The 17,117-nt window shown below is 58.3% G+C and carries 16 protein-coding genes; 9 read left to right on the forward strand and 7 right to left on the reverse strand.

Annotation, left to right across the window (positions count from 1 at the left end):
* Window positions 1-141: 141 nt before the first annotated feature.
* A complete protein-coding gene (locus ACMGEE_RS16675) occupies window positions 142-744 on the reverse strand; it encodes a LysE family translocator (RefSeq protein WP_301730892.1) in 603 nt (200 codons plus the stop codon).
* Window positions 745-827: 83 nt separating this feature from the next.
* Here ACMGEE_RS16675 and ACMGEE_RS16680 point away from each other — a divergent pair, with 83 nt between their 5' ends.
* From ACMGEE_RS16680 to ACMGEE_RS16690, 3 genes are all read left to right on the forward strand, one after another.
* The gene (locus tag ACMGEE_RS16680) at window positions 828-1,862 is read left to right on the forward strand and encodes a hydrolase (protein WP_369896209.1); all 1,035 of its coding nucleotides are present in this window, start codon (window positions 828-830) and stop codon (window positions 1,860-1,862) included.
* A complete protein-coding gene (locus ACMGEE_RS16685; protein WP_253457694.1) occupies window positions 1,819-2,034 on the forward strand; it encodes a YheU family protein in 216 nt (71 codons plus the stop codon). The genes ACMGEE_RS16680 and ACMGEE_RS16685 overlap by 44 nt, the downstream gene beginning before the upstream one ends.
* A gap of 221 nt (window positions 2,035-2,255) precedes the next feature.
* A complete protein-coding gene (locus tag ACMGEE_RS16690) occupies window positions 2,256-3,125 on the forward strand; it encodes a phosphoribulokinase (RefSeq protein WP_125289852.1) in 870 nt (289 codons plus the stop codon).
* On the opposite strand, the gene ACMGEE_RS16695 is transcribed toward ACMGEE_RS16690, so the two are convergent.
* Window positions 3,118-3,522, reverse strand: a complete 405-nt coding sequence (locus tag ACMGEE_RS16695) for an OsmC family protein (RefSeq protein ID WP_253457690.1) — start codon at window positions 3,520-3,522, stop codon at window positions 3,118-3,120. The genes ACMGEE_RS16690 and ACMGEE_RS16695 overlap by 8 nt on opposite strands.
* Window positions 3,523-3,827: 305 nt before the next feature.
* Here ACMGEE_RS16695 and crp point away from each other — a divergent pair, with 305 nt between their 5' ends.
* Both crp and ACMGEE_RS16705 read left to right on the forward strand, forming a co-directional pair.
* Entirely contained in the window at window positions 3,828-4,460 is a 633-nt protein-coding gene (gene crp / locus ACMGEE_RS16700) for a cAMP-activated global transcriptional regulator CRP (RefSeq protein ID WP_017803012.1), read from the forward strand.
* A 58-nt stretch (window positions 4,461-4,518) separates the two neighbouring features.
* The gene (locus ACMGEE_RS16705; RefSeq protein WP_253457687.1) at window positions 4,519-6,597 is read left to right on the forward strand and encodes a YccS/YhfK family putative transporter; all 2,079 of its coding nucleotides are present in this window, start codon (window positions 4,519-4,521) and stop codon (window positions 6,595-6,597) included.
* A gap of 94 nt (window positions 6,598-6,691) precedes the next feature.
* Here ACMGEE_RS16705 and argD read toward each other — a convergent pair whose 3' ends face one another.
* The 4 genes from argD to ppiA form a co-directional block, all read right to left on the reverse strand.
* A complete protein-coding gene (gene argD, locus ACMGEE_RS16710; protein WP_394150159.1) occupies window positions 6,692-7,909 on the reverse strand; it encodes a bifunctional acetylornithine/succinyldiaminopimelate transaminase in 1,218 nt (405 codons plus the stop codon).
* A gap of 85 nt (window positions 7,910-7,994) precedes the next feature.
* On the reverse strand, window positions 7,995-8,570 hold the full coding sequence (locus tag ACMGEE_RS16715) for an aminodeoxychorismate synthase component II (RefSeq protein ID WP_253457682.1): 576 nt from the start codon (window positions 8,568-8,570) through the stop codon (window positions 7,995-7,997).
* A gap of 32 nt (window positions 8,571-8,602) precedes the next feature.
* Window positions 8,603-9,163: a putative adenosine monophosphate-protein transferase Fic gene (locus ACMGEE_RS16720; protein ID WP_301251824.1), complete on the reverse strand. Its 561-nt coding sequence runs from the start codon at window positions 9,161-9,163 to the stop codon at window positions 8,603-8,605.
* Window positions 9,164-9,235: 72 nt separating this feature from the next.
* The gene (ppiA, locus tag ACMGEE_RS16725) at window positions 9,236-9,808 is read right to left on the reverse strand and encodes a peptidylprolyl isomerase A (protein WP_253457676.1); all 573 of its coding nucleotides are present in this window, start codon (window positions 9,806-9,808) and stop codon (window positions 9,236-9,238) included.
* A gap of 266 nt (window positions 9,809-10,074) precedes the next feature.
* Here ppiA and tsgA point away from each other — a divergent pair, with 266 nt between their 5' ends.
* The gene (tsgA, locus tag ACMGEE_RS16730; protein ID WP_436830360.1) at window positions 10,075-11,256 is read left to right on the forward strand and encodes an MFS transporter TsgA; all 1,182 of its coding nucleotides are present in this window, start codon (window positions 10,075-10,077) and stop codon (window positions 11,254-11,256) included.
* A 30-nt stretch (window positions 11,257-11,286) separates the two neighbouring features.
* Here the strand turns inward: tsgA and ACMGEE_RS16735 are convergent, their stop codons facing one another.
* Window positions 11,287-12,567: a cytosine deaminase gene (locus tag ACMGEE_RS16735; protein ID WP_301730896.1), complete on the reverse strand. Its 1,281-nt coding sequence runs from the start codon at window positions 12,565-12,567 to the stop codon at window positions 11,287-11,289.
* 219 nt (window positions 12,568-12,786) lie between these two features.
* Between ACMGEE_RS16735 and nirB the strand changes: the two genes are divergently transcribed.
* Genes nirB through cysG form a run of 3 tightly spaced genes read left to right on the forward strand, consistent with a single transcriptional unit; the run spans window position 12,787 to window position 17,063 of the window.
* Window positions 12,787-15,318, forward strand: coding sequence for a nitrite reductase large subunit NirB (nirB, locus tag ACMGEE_RS16740; protein ID WP_436830361.1), 2,532 nt, complete (start codon window positions 12,787-12,789; stop codon window positions 15,316-15,318).
* Window positions 15,315-15,641, forward strand: a complete 327-nt coding sequence (gene nirD / locus ACMGEE_RS16745; protein WP_253457664.1) for a nitrite reductase small subunit NirD — start codon at window positions 15,315-15,317, stop codon at window positions 15,639-15,641. The genes nirB and nirD overlap by 4 nt, the downstream gene beginning before the upstream one ends.
* Before the next feature lie 57 nt (window positions 15,642-15,698).
* Entirely contained in the window at window positions 15,699-17,063 is a 1,365-nt protein-coding gene (gene cysG / locus ACMGEE_RS16750) for a siroheme synthase CysG (RefSeq protein WP_369896187.1), read from the forward strand.
* Window positions 17,064-17,117 lie beyond the last annotated feature (54 nt).

The following is a 17,117-nucleotide window of genomic DNA, read 5'->3' on the forward strand; positions in this document are numbered from 1 at the left end:
AGTGGGATTGCCTTTAAGACGTCAGAGGCTGGCAGCAGCGTAAGTAGCGGGTTCGAAAACCCGCCGCAACGGCGCCCGCTGCTTACGAATTGAGAATGGGGAAAGCACTTTGCCCGAAGCGACGTTCGCCAGGCACTCTGCTTAGCGCCAGATAAGCAGCACGCAGGCCGCTGTCAGCACGCCCATCGCCATATTGAACAGCGTCCAGGCGCGACGGCTGCGCAGCAGGCGGCCAATCAGCGTACCAAAGCCAAGCCAGATCAGGCCGGAAACCAGGTTGACCAGCGCCATCGCAAAGCTGATAGCCATTACCGATCCCCGATAGGCCTCACCGCCCAGGCTGAAGCTGGCGACCGCGCCCAGCGCCATCAGCCAGGCTTTGGGATTGATCAGCTGTAGCAGGCCGCCCTGCCAGAACGGCATTGGCGCTGTGGGGAGAGTGCCGGTATCCAGCCGCTCATATTTCGCCGTGGCGATTTTCCACGCCAGCCACAGCAGATAGACGCTCCCGGCGATTTTCAACACCAGATGCAAAGCAGGATAAAGCAGGATCAGGCCGCCAATACCGAACGCGACCAGCAGCAGCATGACCTGCATCCCGATCATGATGCCGATCAGCAGCCACAGCGAACGCAGAAAACCAAAGTTGGCGCCCGAGGCGGTGAGTAACATATTATTAGGGCCTGGCGTGATCGCAGCGACCCACAAAAAACCCAGCATCGACAAAAACAGTTTCAGTTCCATATGAAACGGGCGCTCCTCACCCCACTTAACAACAAACTTATCGAAGCTAACAGTATGACAAGGATCCGGGAAGCCTTTTGAAGATGAATTTTGACGGGTCGCTGGAAAATACTTTTCGTCCGCTGGCGGGCATGAGCAACGCGCATTTGCAAACCATCCTGCCGCGCCTGGTTCGTCGCCGTATCGCTTTGCAGCCGCACTGGCAGCGCCTGACGCTGCCGGACAGTGATTTTGTCGATCTTGCCTGGAGCGAAGATCCGGCGCAGGCGAGCCACAAGCCGCGCGTGGTGCTTTTTCATGGCCTTGAGGGCAGCTTTCACAGCCCTTACGCGCACGGGCTTTTGCAGGCCTGTCGACAGCGCGGCTGGCTGGGCGTGGTGATGCATTTTCGCGGCTGCGGCGGCGAACCGAACCGTCTCGAGCGCATTTATCATTCGGGCGAAACCGAAGACGCCAGCTATTTTTTACGCTGGCTACGGGAAACCTGGGGAACGGTGGCGACCGCTGCCGTGGGCTTTTCGCTTGGCGGTAATATGCTGGGCTGCCTGATGGGCCAACAGGGCGACAGCTGTTTGCTGGATGCCGGCGTTATCGTTTCCGCGCCGCTGATGCTGGAACCCTGCAGCCAGCGGCTGGAGCAGGGATTCTCGCGTGTCTATCAGCGCTACCTGCTAAACTTGCTGAAGCAGAACGCCACCCGCAAACTGCACGCCTGGCCCGGCACGCTGCCTGTCGATCTGACGCAGCTTAAGGCGCTTAAGAGACTCAGGGAGTTTGACGACGCCATTACCGCCAGAGCGCACGGTTTTGTGGACGCAACGGATTACTATCGCCGCTGTAGCGCGCTGCCGCTGCTTTCCGGCGTGCGTAAACCTCTGCTGATTATTCATGCTAAAGACGATCCCTTTATGACCGACGAGGTCATTCCTGCAACCGAGAGGCTGCCCGATTGCGTAACGTATCAGCTGACGCAGCACGGCGGACATGTGGGATTCGTGGGGGGAACGCTGCGCAGGCCGCAAATGTGGCTGGAGCAGCGTATACCGCAATGGCTTTCAACCTGGCTGGACAACGATGATTATTCCCTGGAAAGAACTGGACCCGGACACGCTCGCTAACCTGATTGAAGCCTTCGTGCTGCGGGAAGGCACCGACTATGGCGAGCAGGAGCGCTCGCTGGAGCAAAAAGTCAATGACGTTCGTCGTCAGCTGACAAACGGCGAGGCGGTGCTGGTCTGGTCAGAGCTGCACGAGACGGTCAATATCATGCCTAAAGGCCAGATCCGTTAACGCCTCCCTCTGAGGGGGCAAAAGCCTATCGGCGACGCCGTGTTCTTCTTACCGCTTGGCTAGTCGGAAGACGGCGATCTCGTTTTCCTGACGGCTAAACCGCTGTTCGCGCTTGGCTTTATTGCATAACCTCTGCCGCGCGCTCACCCCTGGGCAGAAGATGACAGGCTATAGCAAAACGTGATAACAATGGCGGAATAACGTTCACAGGAAACTCGTTTATGTCCGCCATACATCCAGTGATTGCCGTGACCGGTTCCAGCGGCGCGGGCACCACCACCACCAGCCTGGCCTTCCGCAAAATTTTTCAGCAGCTGAACCTGCACGCGGCGGAAGTGGAAGGCGACAGCTTCCATCGTTATACCCGTCCCGAAATGGATATGGCAATCCGCAAAGCGCGCGATATGGGCCGCCATATCAGCTATTTCGGCCCGGAGGCCAACGATTTTTCGCTGCTGGAGCAAACCTTCGCGGAATATGGCCGCAGCGGCAGCGGCCAGTCCAGAAAATATCTGCACACCTATGACGAAGCGGTGCCCTGGAACCAGGTGCCCGGCACTTTTACGCCGTGGCAGCCGCTGCCCGAACCCACCGACGTGCTGTTTTACGAAGGGCTGCACGGCGGCGTGGTGACGCCGCAGAACAATGTCTCGCAGCATGTCGATCTGCTGGTGGGCGTGGTGCCTATCGTCAACCTGGAGTGGATCCAAAAAATGATCCGCGATACCAGCGAACGCGGTCATTCACGCGAGGCGGTGATGGATTCCGTGGTGCGCTCAATGGACGATTATATTAACTTCATTACGCCACAATTTTCCCGCACCCATATTAACTTTCAGCGTGTCCCTACCGTGGATACGTCCAACCCTTTTGCCGCGCGCGGCATTCCTTCGCTCGACGAGAGCTTCGTGGTTATCCATTTCCAGGCGCTGGAACAGATTGACTTCCCCTATCTGCTGGCGATGCTGCAAGGCTCTTTTATCTCCCATATCAACACGCTGGTGGTGCCGGGCGGCAAAATGGGCCTGGCGATGGAGCTGATTATGGGGCCGCTGGTCAAGCGCCTGATGGAAGGCAAAGCTATCAAGTAACGCCCATCTCATGGCTATGGGTAAGGGTCACGCCCTTACCCAGCATCAGCGCGACCGGGCAATATTTCCCGACCGCAAGGCTGACCGCGCGCGCCAGCGCCTTATCCGTCAGCCCGCTGCCGCTGACAATAAAATGCAGGTTGATGCGGGTAAACAGGCGCGGCGGCTTCTCGCGCCGGGTTGACGTCAGCTTCACCTCGCAGTTGTCTACCGTGAAACGCCCTTTTTGCAGAATGGCAACCACTTCCGCCGCGCTACAGCCGCCTGCCGCCATCAGCAGCATTTCCATCGGGCTGGGCGCTTTATCGCCCGCGTTGCCGTCCATCACGATCTGATGGCCCGATGAGGATCCTCCCAAAAAGGTCAGCCCTTCCACCCATTTGACGCTCGCTTGCATAACAAACTCCTCTAATTCATTTAGTTAAGCCGCGGTCGGCTTAGGGCAACTAAAACAGCAGCGCGGCAGATTTCCCGCTATGCTGAAGCGAGACAACAGAAGACACCCATGCAAAGCTGTGCTACAAACAAGGCTGTATTTCGTCAGTACTCTACAGACCAGACGAAACGGGACGACATAACGAGCCCGGCACTCAACAGAGAGCCGAATAACTTTCCTGCATGGGAAGCGCTTGACTATTTCAACGCCTGTCAGGGAACTCTGCCCCTGTATTTAGGCACGATAACAACAGAGGATAACAGCGAATGGTTCTCGGCAAACCGCAAACAGACCCGACACTTGAATGGTTCCTGTCACATTGCCATATTCATAAGTATCCATCCAAAAGCACGCTGATCCACCAGGGTGAGAAAGCAGAAACCCTTTACTACATCGTCAAAGGCGCGGTAGCGGTGCTCATCAAGGATGAAGAAGGTAAAGAGATGATCCTGTCTTACCTTAACCAGGGCGATTTTATCGGCGAGCTTGGCCTGTTTGAAGAAGGCCAGGAGCGCAGCGCATGGGTGCGGGCAAAAACGGCCTGTGAAGTGGCGGAAATCTCCTATAAGAAGTTTCGCCAGCTGATCCAGGTCAACCCGGATATTCTGATGCGTCTCTCTTCACAGATGGCGCGCCGCCTGCAGGTTACCTCCGAGAAAGTGGGCAATTTAGCTTTCCTCGATGTGACAGGTCGCATCGCGCAAACGCTATTGAATCTGGCCAAACAGCCGGACGCTATGACCCACCCGGATGGGATGCAGATCAAAATTACCCGCCAGGAGATTGGCCAGATCGTCGGCTGCTCGCGCGAAACCGTCGGCCGTATTCTGAAGATGCTGGAAGATCAGAATCTGATCTCCGCACACGGTAAAACCATCGTGGTCTACGGTACACGCTAAACCGCTCTGATTGCATGGCGCAATGCCTTCGTTGCGCCTTTTCAGCGGGTACAAAGCAATGTGGCGCCGACTCATCTACCATCCCGAAGTTAACTACGCCCTGCGGCAGACGCTGGTGCTTTGCCTGCCCGTCGCCGTCGGCTGGCTGCTGGGCAATTTGCAAAACGGCCTGCTGTTCTCGCTGGTGCCGGCCTGCTGCAATATCGCCGGTCTGGATACGCCCCATAAACGCTTCTTTAAACGTCTGCTGATCGGCGGCGGCCTTTTCGCCTTCAGCAGCTTTCTGGTGCAGTATCTTGGCGACTATGCCGTTCCCCTGCCCATTATCCTGTTTTCCATGGCCATGCTGCTGGGCGTGACCGGCGAAATCAGCCCGCTGCATGGCAGACTGCTGCCCGGCGCGCTGATTGCCGGCATCTTTACCCTGAGCCTGGCCGGTCGGATGCCCATCTGGCAGCCGCCGTCGCTTTATATCCTGGGCACGGTCTGGTACGGCCTCTTTAACTGGTTCTGGTTCTGGCTGTGGAAAGAGCAGCCGATGCGGGAAACGCTCAGCCTGCTTTATCGCGAGCTGGCCGGCTACTGCGAGGCCAAATACAGCCTGCTGACGCAGCTTGCCGACCCGGAAAAAACGCTGCCGCCGCTGCTGGCTCGCCAGCAAAAAGCGGTCGACCTTATCAATACCTGCTATCAGCAAATGCACATGCTGGCCGCCAGCAACGATAATCACCATAAGCGGTTGACCCGCGCTTTTCAGGTTGCGCTGGATTTGCAGGAGCATATCGCTGTCAGCCTGCATCAGCCGGAAGAGGTGCAGAAACTGGTGGAGCAGAGCCATGCCGAGGCGGTGATCCGCTGGAACGCGCAGACCATTGCGGCCAGGCTGCGCGAGCTGGCGGACGATATTCTCTATCACCGTCTGCCGACACGTTTCAGCATGGATAAACAGCTGCAGGCGCTGGAAAAAATTGCCCGCCAGCATCCCGCCAACCCGGTCGGCAACTTTTGCGCCTGGCATTTCAGCCGTATCGCCCGCGTGCTGCGTACCCAGCGTCCGCTTTACCAGCGCGATCTGATGGCGGATCGTCAGAAACGACTGCCGCTGCTATCTGCCATCAGAAGCTATCTGTCGCTGAAATCCGCCGCGCTGCGCACCGCCGCCAGGTTTGCGGTTATGCTCGCTTTCGCCAGCACCCTGGCGCTCTCGTTTAATCTGCCCAAGCCTTACTGGCTGCTGATGACGGTGATGTTTGTCAGCCAGAACGGCTACAGCGCGACCAGGGTACGTATTCAGCACCGTGCGCTGGGCACGCTGGGCGGGCTGGTGGTGGCCGCGCTGACGCTACGCTTTCAGGTGCCGGAATCGGCTGTGCTGCTGGTGATGCTGACGCTGACGCTGGCGGGCTATCTGGTGATCCGCAAATATTACGGCCTGGCGACGATCGGCTTTACCGTGACGGCGGTATATTCGCTTCAGCTGCTGTCGCTGAACGGCGCCGACTTTCTGCTGCCGCGCCTGCTGGATACGCTGATGGGCTGCCTGATCGCCTTTGCCGGGATGATCTGGCTGTGGCCGCAGTGGCAAAGCGGCCTGCTGCGGCAGAATGCGCACGACGCGCTGGAAACCTATCAGGAAGCGCTCCAGAAACTGCTGGGGGACGAAGAGAGTCCGCAGAAGCTTGCCTGGCAGCGTATGCGCGTTAACCAGGCGCACAACGCGCTGTTTAACTCGCTGAACCAGGCGATGCAGGAGCCGGGTTTCGACGCCCGCTACCTGGCCGATATGAAGCTTTGGGTTACGCACAGTCAGTTTATCGTTGAGCATATCAACGCCATGACCATTTTAGCGCGTGAACATACCATGCTGACGCCGCAGCTGGCCGAGCGCTATCTACAGGCGTGCGAAATTGCGCTACAGCGCTGCCAGCAGCGGCTGGAGTATGACGGGCCGAGTTCCACAAACAACGTGCTGGAGACGGATACGCCCTTTCAGCAGGGCGCGACCACGGTGATGGAGAGGCACATAAAGCGCATTCTGGAACATCTTGGCGTGATGCACACTATTTCTTCGTTGGCCTGGAGCAGCCGACCTCATCATGGCCGCTGGCTGTCGCGCCATTTACGGAAATCAGCCTGATGATGCTGAGCAGAAGTTTTTCGGCGCGTGTAAGCGGCCTGGTGCAGACGACGCGCCTGTTTAGCCGGAAGCGCGAGGCTTCCGGCCTGACGAGTTAAGCCAGCAGTTTTTTCACGGCGGTGGCGAAGCGGTTCATGCCCTCTTCGATATCGGTCGGTTCAATGACCAGCGACGGCGCAAAACGGATCACGTCCGTCCCGGCATTGAGGATCATTACGCCTTCGGCGGCGGCGGCGTTCAGAATATCGCGCGCTTTACCGGCATGCTGCGGCTTCAGCGCCGCGCCAATCAGCAGGCCTTTGCCGCGAATGTCGCTGAACAGATCCAGCTGCGCGTCCAGCGCTTTCAGCGCGGCGACAAACTGTTCGCGGCGCGCCTCTACACCGTTCAGCACTTCTTGCGTATTGATGATATCCAGCGCCGCTTCCGCTACCGCGCAGGCCAGCGGGTTGCCGCCATAGGTGGTGCCGTGCACGCCGGGCGCCATCACCGAGGCGATCTCGTTGGTGGTCAGCATGGCGCTGACCGGAAAGCCGCCGCCCAGCGCTTTGGCGGTGGTCAGAATATCGGGCTGGACGCCGTAGTGTTCATACGCAAACAGCTTGCCGCTGCGGCCCATGCCGCTCTGTACCTCATCCAGCACCAGCAGCGCCTGATGCTGGTCGCACAGCTCGCGCAGCCCCTGCATAAACGCCTGAGTAGCCGGCATCACGCCGCCTTCGCCCTGGATAGGTTCCACCACGATGGCGCAGGTATGGTCGTCGATAACCGCTTTTACCGCGTTAAGATCGTTAAACGGCACGTGGACGATGTCCGCCGGTTTAGGGCCAAAGCCGTCGGAATATTTCGGCTGGCCGCCGACGGAAACGGTAAACAGCGTGCGGCCGTGGAAGGCGTTATGAAACGCGATAATTTTGCTTTTAAAAGGCGAATGGCGTTTAGTCGCGTAATAACGAGCCAGCTTAAAGGCCGCCTCGTTGGCTTCCGCGCCGGAGTTAGCGAAGAACACACGTTCGGCGAAGGTGGCGGCAATCAGCTTGCTGGCCAGGCGCAGCGCGGGTTCGTTGGTGAAGACGTTGCTGGTGTGCCACAGGGTTTCACCCTGCGTTTTCAGCGCTTCCACCAGCGCCGGATGACAGTGGCCCAGCGCGGTAACGGCGATACCGCCGGAAAAGTCGACGTACTCTTTACCCTGCTGATCCCAGACGCGGCTGCCTTTTCCCTTAACCGGCACAAACTGCGCTGGTGCATAAACAGGCAAAATCACTTCATCAAACGTCGAACGCGTTACCGCTAATTTATCCGCTGCCATTGCCAACCTCATCTTTTTACGTTACAGAGCCACTGAAATTATAATCACAAAATATGCATAAAAAATCACTTTAAGGCAACCAAATTTATTGCCTGAGGAAATTCTTCAGCAGCTGATGCCCCTGCTCGCTGAGGATACTTTCCGGATGAAACTGCACGCCCTCCAGCGGCAAATCACGATGCCGCACGCCCATGATCTCGTCCTTCTCGCCGTCGCGCAGCGACCAGGCCGTCACCTCAAAATCGGCGGGGAGCGAGGCAGCCTCGACGATTAGCGAATGATAGCGCGTTACCCGTAGCGGATGATTCAGGCCGTTAAAAACGCCGCTGTTATTATGCTCAATCAGCGAGGTTTTACCGTGCATTACCTCACGCGCCCGCACAATACGCGCGCCAAAAGCCTGCGCTATCGCCTGATGTCCCAGACAAACGCCAAGCACCGGGATTTTTCCGGCGAAGGCCCGGATAGCCTCCAGCGAGATGCCCGCCTCGTTGGGCGTGCACGGCCCCGGCGAAATCACCAGATGTTCAGGCTTTAGCTCGCTTATTTGCGCCAGCGTCAGCTCGTCGTTACGTCTGACGTGAACATCTGCGCCTGCTTCACAAAAATATTGATAAAGGTTCCAGGTAAAAGAGTCATAGTTATCGATCAGCAGCAGCATACAAGCTCCGGGAAAAAAGAAACGCCGCTATTCTACGCGTTTTCGTCCCGCTCGCTGATGACTTTGCCGAAAGCGGCTTCCAGCAGCGATAAGTCGCCCGCCAGGCTTGCCTTAACGGCCGCCTGCCAGCTTTCGCTGTCGATCAGGCTCCATTGAATGTCGCAACCGGCATGGATAATCAGCTGTTCGAAAAAAAGCCGCTGGGCGCGTCCGTTGCCGCGCAGAAAAGGATGCAGCACGGTCAGCTCGCAGTAATACCAGGCGAGCCTTTCCGCCATGCGATCCAGCGGCAGATCGGCCAGACCGTTCTCTTCTTCCAGCGCCTGCATCAGCGCGTTGCCTTCTTTCTCGATGTATTCAAAGTGGCAGCAGGGCGTGTCGCCGATGGCGATATCGACTTCGCGCAGCTCGCCCGCCTCCTCCAGCACATCCTGAAAAAGCGCGCGGTGCATGGCGCGCAGATGAGGCAGACCCGGATTGCGCGTGCCCAGTTCGGGCAGGGAACCCGTTAATAAAAAGCTCGCCAGGAAGTTGGTCGGCAGACGCTGCTGCCAGAGCGTATTTTTTTGCTTGTCGGTGAGCTTTCTGGACATGAGTTCTCCTTGAAGGGGTAATTGCTGCTAAAAGCTTAGCTGATTATCAGCAGCAATCCCCCGACCGGAGCGTTAAGGCAGGATTTTTGCGGAAAGGATCACGACAGGTTTAACCGGCACGTTCTGGTATGGCCCCATATTCTGGGTCGGCACCTGAGCAATTTTATCCACCACTTCCTGGCCTTTCACCACTTTGCCAAAGACGGCATAGCCAAAGTCACGCTGGCCGTGATCCAGGAAAGCGTTGTCCGCTACGTTGAGAAAGAACTGGCTGGTAGCGCTGTCTTTATCGGCGGTGCGGGCCATGGAGATGGTGCCGCGCTTGTTCAGCAGGCCGTTATCCGCTTCGTTTTTAATCGGCGCGGCGCCAGGTTTCTGCTGCATATCGGCGGTAAAGCCGCCGCCCTGCACCATAAAGCCCGGGATCACGCGATGGAAAACGGTGTTGTTGTAGAAGCCATTGTTGACGTAATCAACAAAGTTCTTCGTGGAAATCGGGGCCTTTTGATTATTGAGTTCCAGCTCAATATTGCCAGCAGAGGTGGTCAGCAGCACGTGCGTATCTCCTTTTGCCGCCAGGGCAGAAGCAGAGAGCGTAGATAACGCAAACACGGTGGCGACCGCTGTCAAAGTACGTTTTAACATAAAAGATTCCTTACTTAAGGGCTACAGGCCGAAAGCTGATTGTAAAGAGGCGCTTATCCCTGCGCCAGCGTTTTACCTATTTTTACGCGTGCCGGGCCGACGCAAACGCTTTCGCCAGGCAAAAAACGGTGATATTCATCACGAATATCCTGAAATCGCTGGGGAAACTTGCATTATTTATTTAAGCAGATCACGAATCCAGCTAAACTGCCCGCGCTTAGCGTGAGCGTCCAGCCTCACAACTCTTGACTCCACGGGCCACAACTATGACTAATCGCGATCGAATCGGGCTTACCTGGATCAGCTTTTTCTCCTATGCGCTAACCGGCGCGGTAGTAATCGTCACCGGTATGGTATTGGAGAATATTGCTGACTATTTTCATCTGCCAGTTGCGCAGATGAGCAACACCTTCACCTTCCTGAACGCCGGCATTTTAGTCGCCGTGTTTCTTAACGCCTGGCTGATGGAAATCATTCCTCTGCGCCAACAGCTGATTTTCGGCTTCGTGCTGATGGTGCTCGCCATACTGGGGCTAATGACCAGCCACTCGCTGAGCGTCTTCTCGCTCTGTATGTTCGTGTTGGGCGTGGTCAGCGGCATCACAATGTCGATTGGTACTTTCCTGATCACCCATCTGTACGAAGGCCGTCAGCGCGGTTCGCGCCTGCTGTTTACCGACTCCTTCTTCAGCATGGCGGGCACTATTTTTCCCATTATCGCCGCCGCGCTGCTGGCGCGTTCGCTGCCGTGGTACTGGGTTTATGTCTGTATCGGCGTGATCTACCTGGCTATTTTTGTGCTGGCGCTCTGCTTTGAGTTTCCCGTGTTGGGCAAAAAAGCCGCCGTTCAGAACGTGGAAAAAGAGAAATGGGGCATCGGCGTGCTGTTCCTGTCTGTCGCCGCGCTCTGCTACATCCTCGGCCAGCTTGGCTTTATCGGCTGGGTGCCGCTGTACGCCACAAAAACCATGGGCATGGATCTGACCCAGGCTGGCGCGCTGGTCGGCAACTTCTGGACCGCCTATATGATCGGCATGTGGGCGTTCAGCGCCATTCTGCGCTTCTTCGATCCGCAGCGCATCGTCACCGTACTGGCGCTGCTGGCGACGGCGCTGATGTACTGGTTTATCAGCAGCAGCGACGCCAGTATGCTGAAGTGGATCATGATGAGCCTGGGCTTCTTCTCCAGCGCCATCTACACCACCATCATTACGCTGGGATCGCTCCAGACTAAAGTCTCTTCGCCAAAGCTGGTGAACTTTATTCTGACCTGCGGCACCGTTGGCACCATGCTGACTTTCGTGGTCACCGGCCCGATTGTGGATAAGCACGGCGCTCACGCGGCGCTCTCTACCGCTAACATGCTGTACGCGGTGGTGTTCGTGATGTGCCTGCTGCTGGGCTTCGTCAGCAAACACAAGCTGCACGGGCATATGTCCTCGCACTAACGGGAAAGGCCGGGAAACCGGCCTTTTTTATTAGCGCCGAAAATCCACTTTTTCGCTCTCCGCTAAATAAATTGTGCTCGCCGCAGGCTGCGTTTGTGCAATCACCCTTCCCTGACGGATCGAATAACGCGTCGGCACCTGACGCCGCAGCGCATCAAAACCGTTCTCCGCAGGCAGGATAATCAGGTTGGCGCTGTTGCCGCTCTGAATGCCGTAATCCTGCAGCTGTAGGGTTCTGGCGCTGTTATGCGTAATCAGCTTAATGCCTTCATCCAGCTGGCCATACCCCATCAGCTGACAAACATGCATCCCCATATGCAGCACCTGAAGCATATTGGCGGTGCCGAGCGGATACCAGGGATCGAAAACGTCATCGTGGCCAAAGCAGACGTTGATCTCCGCCTCCAGCATCTCTTTTACCCGCGTTACGCCGCGCCGTTTGGGATAGCTGTCGAAGCGTCCCTGAAGATGGATATTCACCAGCGGATTGGCGACAAAATTAATGCCGGAAAGCTTCAGCAGCCGAAACAGACGCGAGGTATAAGCGCCGTTATAAGAGTGCATCGCCGTGGTATGGCTGGCGGTGACGCGGGCGCCCATTTTCTCGCGCAGCGCCAGCGCGGCGACGGTTTCCACAAAGCGCGACTGTTCGTCGTCGATTTCGTCGCAGTGCACGTCAATCATGCGCTGATACTTCTGCGCCAGCGCGAAAGTTTTATGCAGCGACTCCACGCCATACTCGCGGGTAAATTCAAAATGCGGGATAGCGCCGACCACGTCCGCGCCCAGCCGCAGCGCCTCTTCCAGCAGGGCTTCGCCATCGGGGTACGAGAGAATGCCCTCCTGCGGAAACGCGACGATCTGGATATCGACCCAGGGTGCCATCTCGCTTTTCACTTCCAGCATGGCCCGCAGCGCGGTAAGCGAGGGATCGGACACGTCTACGTGCGTGCGCACATGCTGGATACCGTTGGCGATCTGCCATTTCAGCGTCTGCCGCGCGCGGGTTTTGACATCTTCATGATCCAACATCGCTTTGCGCTCTGCCCAGCGCTCAATGCCTTCAAACAGCGTACCGGATTCATTCCAGGCCGGTTCGCCTGCGGTCTGGGTGGTATCAAGATGGATATGCGGCTCAATAAAAGGCGGAAAAGCCAGCCCGCCCTCCGCATCCAGCGATCCTTCCGGCGCGGCGCCGTGTGACTGGGGCGAGATCGTGGCGATTTTGCCGTCGCGGATAGCAATCTGCCAGAGTCCCTCACGCCACGGCAATCGCACATGGTGAATGCTTTTTAATGGAATAGCCTGCATAAACACGCTCCTGAACGTCGGTGGTTTTTTTAACCATACCATCCTTTGTGGCGGAGCGAGACGGGAGCAATACCAGTAAAATCCATAACTTACTTAAAAAAGCTTAAAAATCATCACTCTACCCATAAAGGGGTATTTAAAAACTGGCTTGATATACATCAATAACCCTGGAGTTTTGCGCGCTATTGTAGCGGCATTATTTTGTAATGTGAGGCACAAATGCGCACCCGACTCGTTATTATTGGCAACGGCATGGTAGGGCATCGCCTGCTGGAAGAGCTGGCCGAAAAGGCCGCGCCGGAGCAGTTCGACATCACGGTTTTTTGCGAAGAGCCTCGCGTGGCTTACGATCGCGTGCATCTCTCCGCTTATTTCACCCATCACAGCGCCGAGGCCCTTTCGCTGGTGGCGGAAGGCTTCTGCGAAAAGCATAAAATAAGCGTGCTAACTGGTGAAAAGGCCTTAACAATCGACCGCCAGGAAAAGGTGGTGTATTCCGACCAGGGCCGCGCGGTGAGTTACGATAAGCTGGTGCTGGCGACCGGCTCTTATCCCTGGGTGCCGCCAATTGCAGGCGCCGACGGGAACAGCTGCTTTGTTTATCGTACGCTGGACGATCTGGACGCAATCGAAGCCTGCGCCCGTAACAGCCGTAGCGGCGCGGTGATCGGCGGCGGTCTGCTGGGGCTGGAGGCCGCCGGCGCGCTGAAAAATCTGGGCATGGAAACGCACGTGGTGGAGTTCGCACCCGTGCTGATGGCGGAACAGCTCGATCCGCTGGGCGGAAAGCTGCTGCGGAAAAAAATCGAAGGAATGGGCGTTGCCGTTCATACCAGCAAAAATACCCGACAGATTATTGACGGCCCGTCAGGCGGAAAAATCCTGCAGTTTGCGGATGAAAGCCAGCTGGCGGTCGATTTTATCGTGTTTTCCACCGGCATTCGCCCGCAGGATCGTCTCGCCAGAGAAGCCGGCCTTGCCATTGGCCCGCGCGGCGGCGTAGTGATTGACGACAGCTGCCGCACTACGGATGCAGATATTTACGCCATTGGCGAATGCGCCGCCTGGCAGGAACGCGTGTATGGCCTGGTGGCGCCGGGCTACAAAATGGCGCAGGTTACGGCAGACAGCCTGCTGGGTCGGGAGAACGCCTTTACCGGCGCGGATATGAGCGCGAAGCTCAAGCTGCTGGGCGTGGACGTCGGCGGTATCGGCGATGCGCACGGCCGGACGGAAGGCGCGCGCAGCTATCTCTACCTGGATGAAAACAAAGAGGTCTATAAGCGTCTGGTGGTCAGCGCGGACAATAAAAAGCTGCTGGGCGCGGTGCTGGTGGGCGATACCAGCGACTACGGCAATCTGCTGCAGCTGATGCTTAACGGCATCGAACTGCCGGACAACCCCGACACGCTGATCCTGCCCGCCCGTGCGGGAAGCAAACCGGCGCTGGGCGTGGATTCGCTGCCGGAAACGGCGCAAATCTGTTCCTGCTTTGACGTCACCAAAGGCGACCTGGTGCTGGCGATCCACAACGGCTGCCATACCGTGGCGGCGCTGAAGGCGGAAACCAAAGCCGGCACCGGCTGCGGCGGCTGCGTGCCGCTGATGACCCAGGTGCTGAACGCCGAGCTGAGCCGCCAGGGCATTGAAGTTAACAGCCACCTTTGCGAACACTTTCACTATTCCCGCCAGGAGCTGTATCACCTGATCCGCGTGGAAGAGATCCAAACCTTTGAGCAGCTGCTTAGCAAATATGGCCAGGGCTACGGCTGCGAGGTCTGTAAACCCACGGTAGCGTCATTACTTGCCTCGTGCTGGAACGATTATGCCCTCCAGCCTTCGCTGGTGCCTTTGCAGGACAGCAACGACAGCTTTCTTGGCAATATTCAGAAGGACGGCACCTACTCCGTGATCCCGCGCTCTGCGGGCGGCGAGATCACCCCAGCCGGGCTGATAGCCATTGGCGAGGTTGCCAGCCGCTACGGCCTTTACACCAAGATCACCGGCTCGCAGCGCATCGGTCTGTTCGGCGCGCAGAAAGACGATCTGCCCGCCATCTGGCAGACGCTGATCGAAGCCGGTTTTGAAACCGGCCACGCCTACGCCAAAGCGCTGCGCATGGCGAAAACCTGCGTGGGCAGCAGCTGGTGCCGCTTCGGCGTCGGCGACTCTGTGGGGCTGGGCGTGGAGCTGGAAAACCGCTACAAGGGCATCCGCACGCCGCACAAGATGAAGTTTGGCGTGTCGGGCTGCACCCGTGAATGCTCGGAAGCGCAAAGCAAAGATGTCGGCATCATCGCTACGGAAAAAGGCTGGAACCTTTACGTCTGCGGCAACGGCGGTATGAAGCCGCGCCACGGCGATCTGCTGGCGGCGGATCTGGATCGGGACACGCTTATCCGCTATCTGGATCGCTTTATGCTGTTTTACATCCGCACCGCCGATAAATTGCAGCGCACCTCGCTGTGGCTGGAGAGCCTGGATGGCGGCATCGACTATCTGCGCCAGGTCATAATCCACGACAAGCTGGGCCTCAACGCGCAGCTGGAGGCCGACCTGGCCCGCCTGCGCGAGCGCTTCGTCTGTGAGTGGCAGGCAACCCTTGCGCAACCGGAGCGGCTTGCCCGCTTCCGCCACTTTATCAACAGCGACAGCCGCGACCCGCTGGTGCAGAGCGTGCCGGAGCGTCAGCAGCACCGGCCCGCGCGGCCCGAAGAGCGTATTCCCGTTGTTATGGAGGAACAGCCATGAGCCAGTGGCATAGCGTTTGCCCTTTAGAAAGTATTCAGCCCGCCACCGGCGTTTGTGCGCTGGTGGCGGGAGAACAGGTTGCCCTGTTTCGCCCTCGCGCCGATGAAGCGGTGTTCGCCCTGAGCAATATCGATCCCTTTGCCCAGGCCAGCGTGCTCTCACGTGGCCTGATTGCCGAGCACCAGCAAAGCCTGTGGGTTGCCAGCCCGCTGAAGAAGCAGCGTTTTCGCCTGAGCGACGGCCTCTGTATGGAGGATGAGAGCCGCTCGATCCCCGCCTGGCCCGCCAGAGTCCGCGACGGCATGGTGGAAGTGGCGATATAAGCCCTTCTCTCTTTTTCACGGCCGCGCATTGCGGCCCTTTTTTATTGCGAGCCTCCTGTGAACTGGTTTCCTCTTTTTTGCGACCTGCGCCATAAGACCGTCCTGCTGGTCGGCGGCGGCGCCGTGGCCGAGCGCAAAGCGCGGCTGCTGCTGAAGGCTGGGGCGGATGTCCGCGTCTGCGCCACGCATTTTTCCTCCCCCTTTTACGAATGGCAGCAGGCCGGGAAGCTGACGCTGCGGGAAGCGCGCTTCAGCCCTGAACACCTTGACGGCTGCTGGCTGGCAATAGCGGCGACGGACAGTCATGAGGTCAATCAGCAGGTCAGCGACTACGCCAGCGCCCGGCAGATGTTCTGCAACGTGGTGGACGCGCCTGCCCAGGCCAGCGCCATCATGCCTTCCGTGGTCGATCGTTCGCCGCTGATGATTGCCATTTCCAGCGCTGGCGACGCGCCGGTGATGGCTCGCCTGCTGCGGGAAAAAATCGAAGCGCTGCTGCCGCAGCATTTGGGCAAAGTTGCCGCGTGGGCGGGCGCGTTACGACCACGGGTAAAATCAACCTTCAACGAAGCCGGGCAGCGCAGGCGCTTCTGGGAAAAACTGTTCCACCACGACCGGCTGGCGCAAACGCTCGCCAACGGGGACGATAAGCAGGCGGAAAAGCTGACGGAAGCATTGTTTAACGAGCCGCTGGCGCAACAGGGCGAAGTGGTGCTGGTCGGCGCCGGGCCAGGCGATGCGGGCCTGCTGACGCTGAAAGGGCTACAGCAGATCCAGCAGGCGGACGTGGTGGTTTACGACAGGCTGGTATCTGAAGAGGTGCTGGAGCTGGTCAGGCGCGATGCGGAAAGGATTTTCGTCGGTAAACGCGCGGGCTATCACTGCGTGCCGCAGGAGGCCATCAATCAAATCCTGCTGGAGCAGGCGGGCCAGGGAAAACGCGTGGTGCGGCTGAAAGGCGGCGATCCCTTTATTTTTGGGCGCGGCGCGGAAGAGCTGGAGGCGCTGTCCGGATCGGGCATTCCTTTTTCCGTGGTGCCGGGCATTACCGCCGCCTCGGGCTGCTCGGCCTACAGCGGCATCCCGCTCACCCATCGCGATTACGCGCAGAGCGTGCGGCTGGTGACCGGCCACGTGCAGAAAAACGGTGAGCTGGACTGGCAAAACCTGGCGGCGGAGCGGCAGACGCTGGTGTTCTATATGGGGCTGACGCAGGCGGCGGAGATCCAGCGGCAGCTGCTGGCGCACGGTATGAGCGGCGGGATGCCGGTGGCGCTGGTGGAAAACGGCACCTCGACCCGACAACGCGTTGTGGCAGGGCAGCTGAGCGAGCTGGCCGAGCTGGCCACGCAGGCGCAAAGCCCGTCGTTGATTATCATCGGTCGGGTGGTGGCCTTACGCGAGCCGCTTCGCTGGTTTTAGCCAGCCCATAAAAAACGGCGCCCCGGACTGACTTTCAAGGGCGCCGTTCAGGTT

The organism is Erwinia artemisiae, assembly GCF_051400835.1.
In the GTDB taxonomy this organism is placed as follows: domain Bacteria; phylum Pseudomonadota; class Gammaproteobacteria; order Enterobacterales; family Enterobacteriaceae; genus Erwinia; species Erwinia aeris.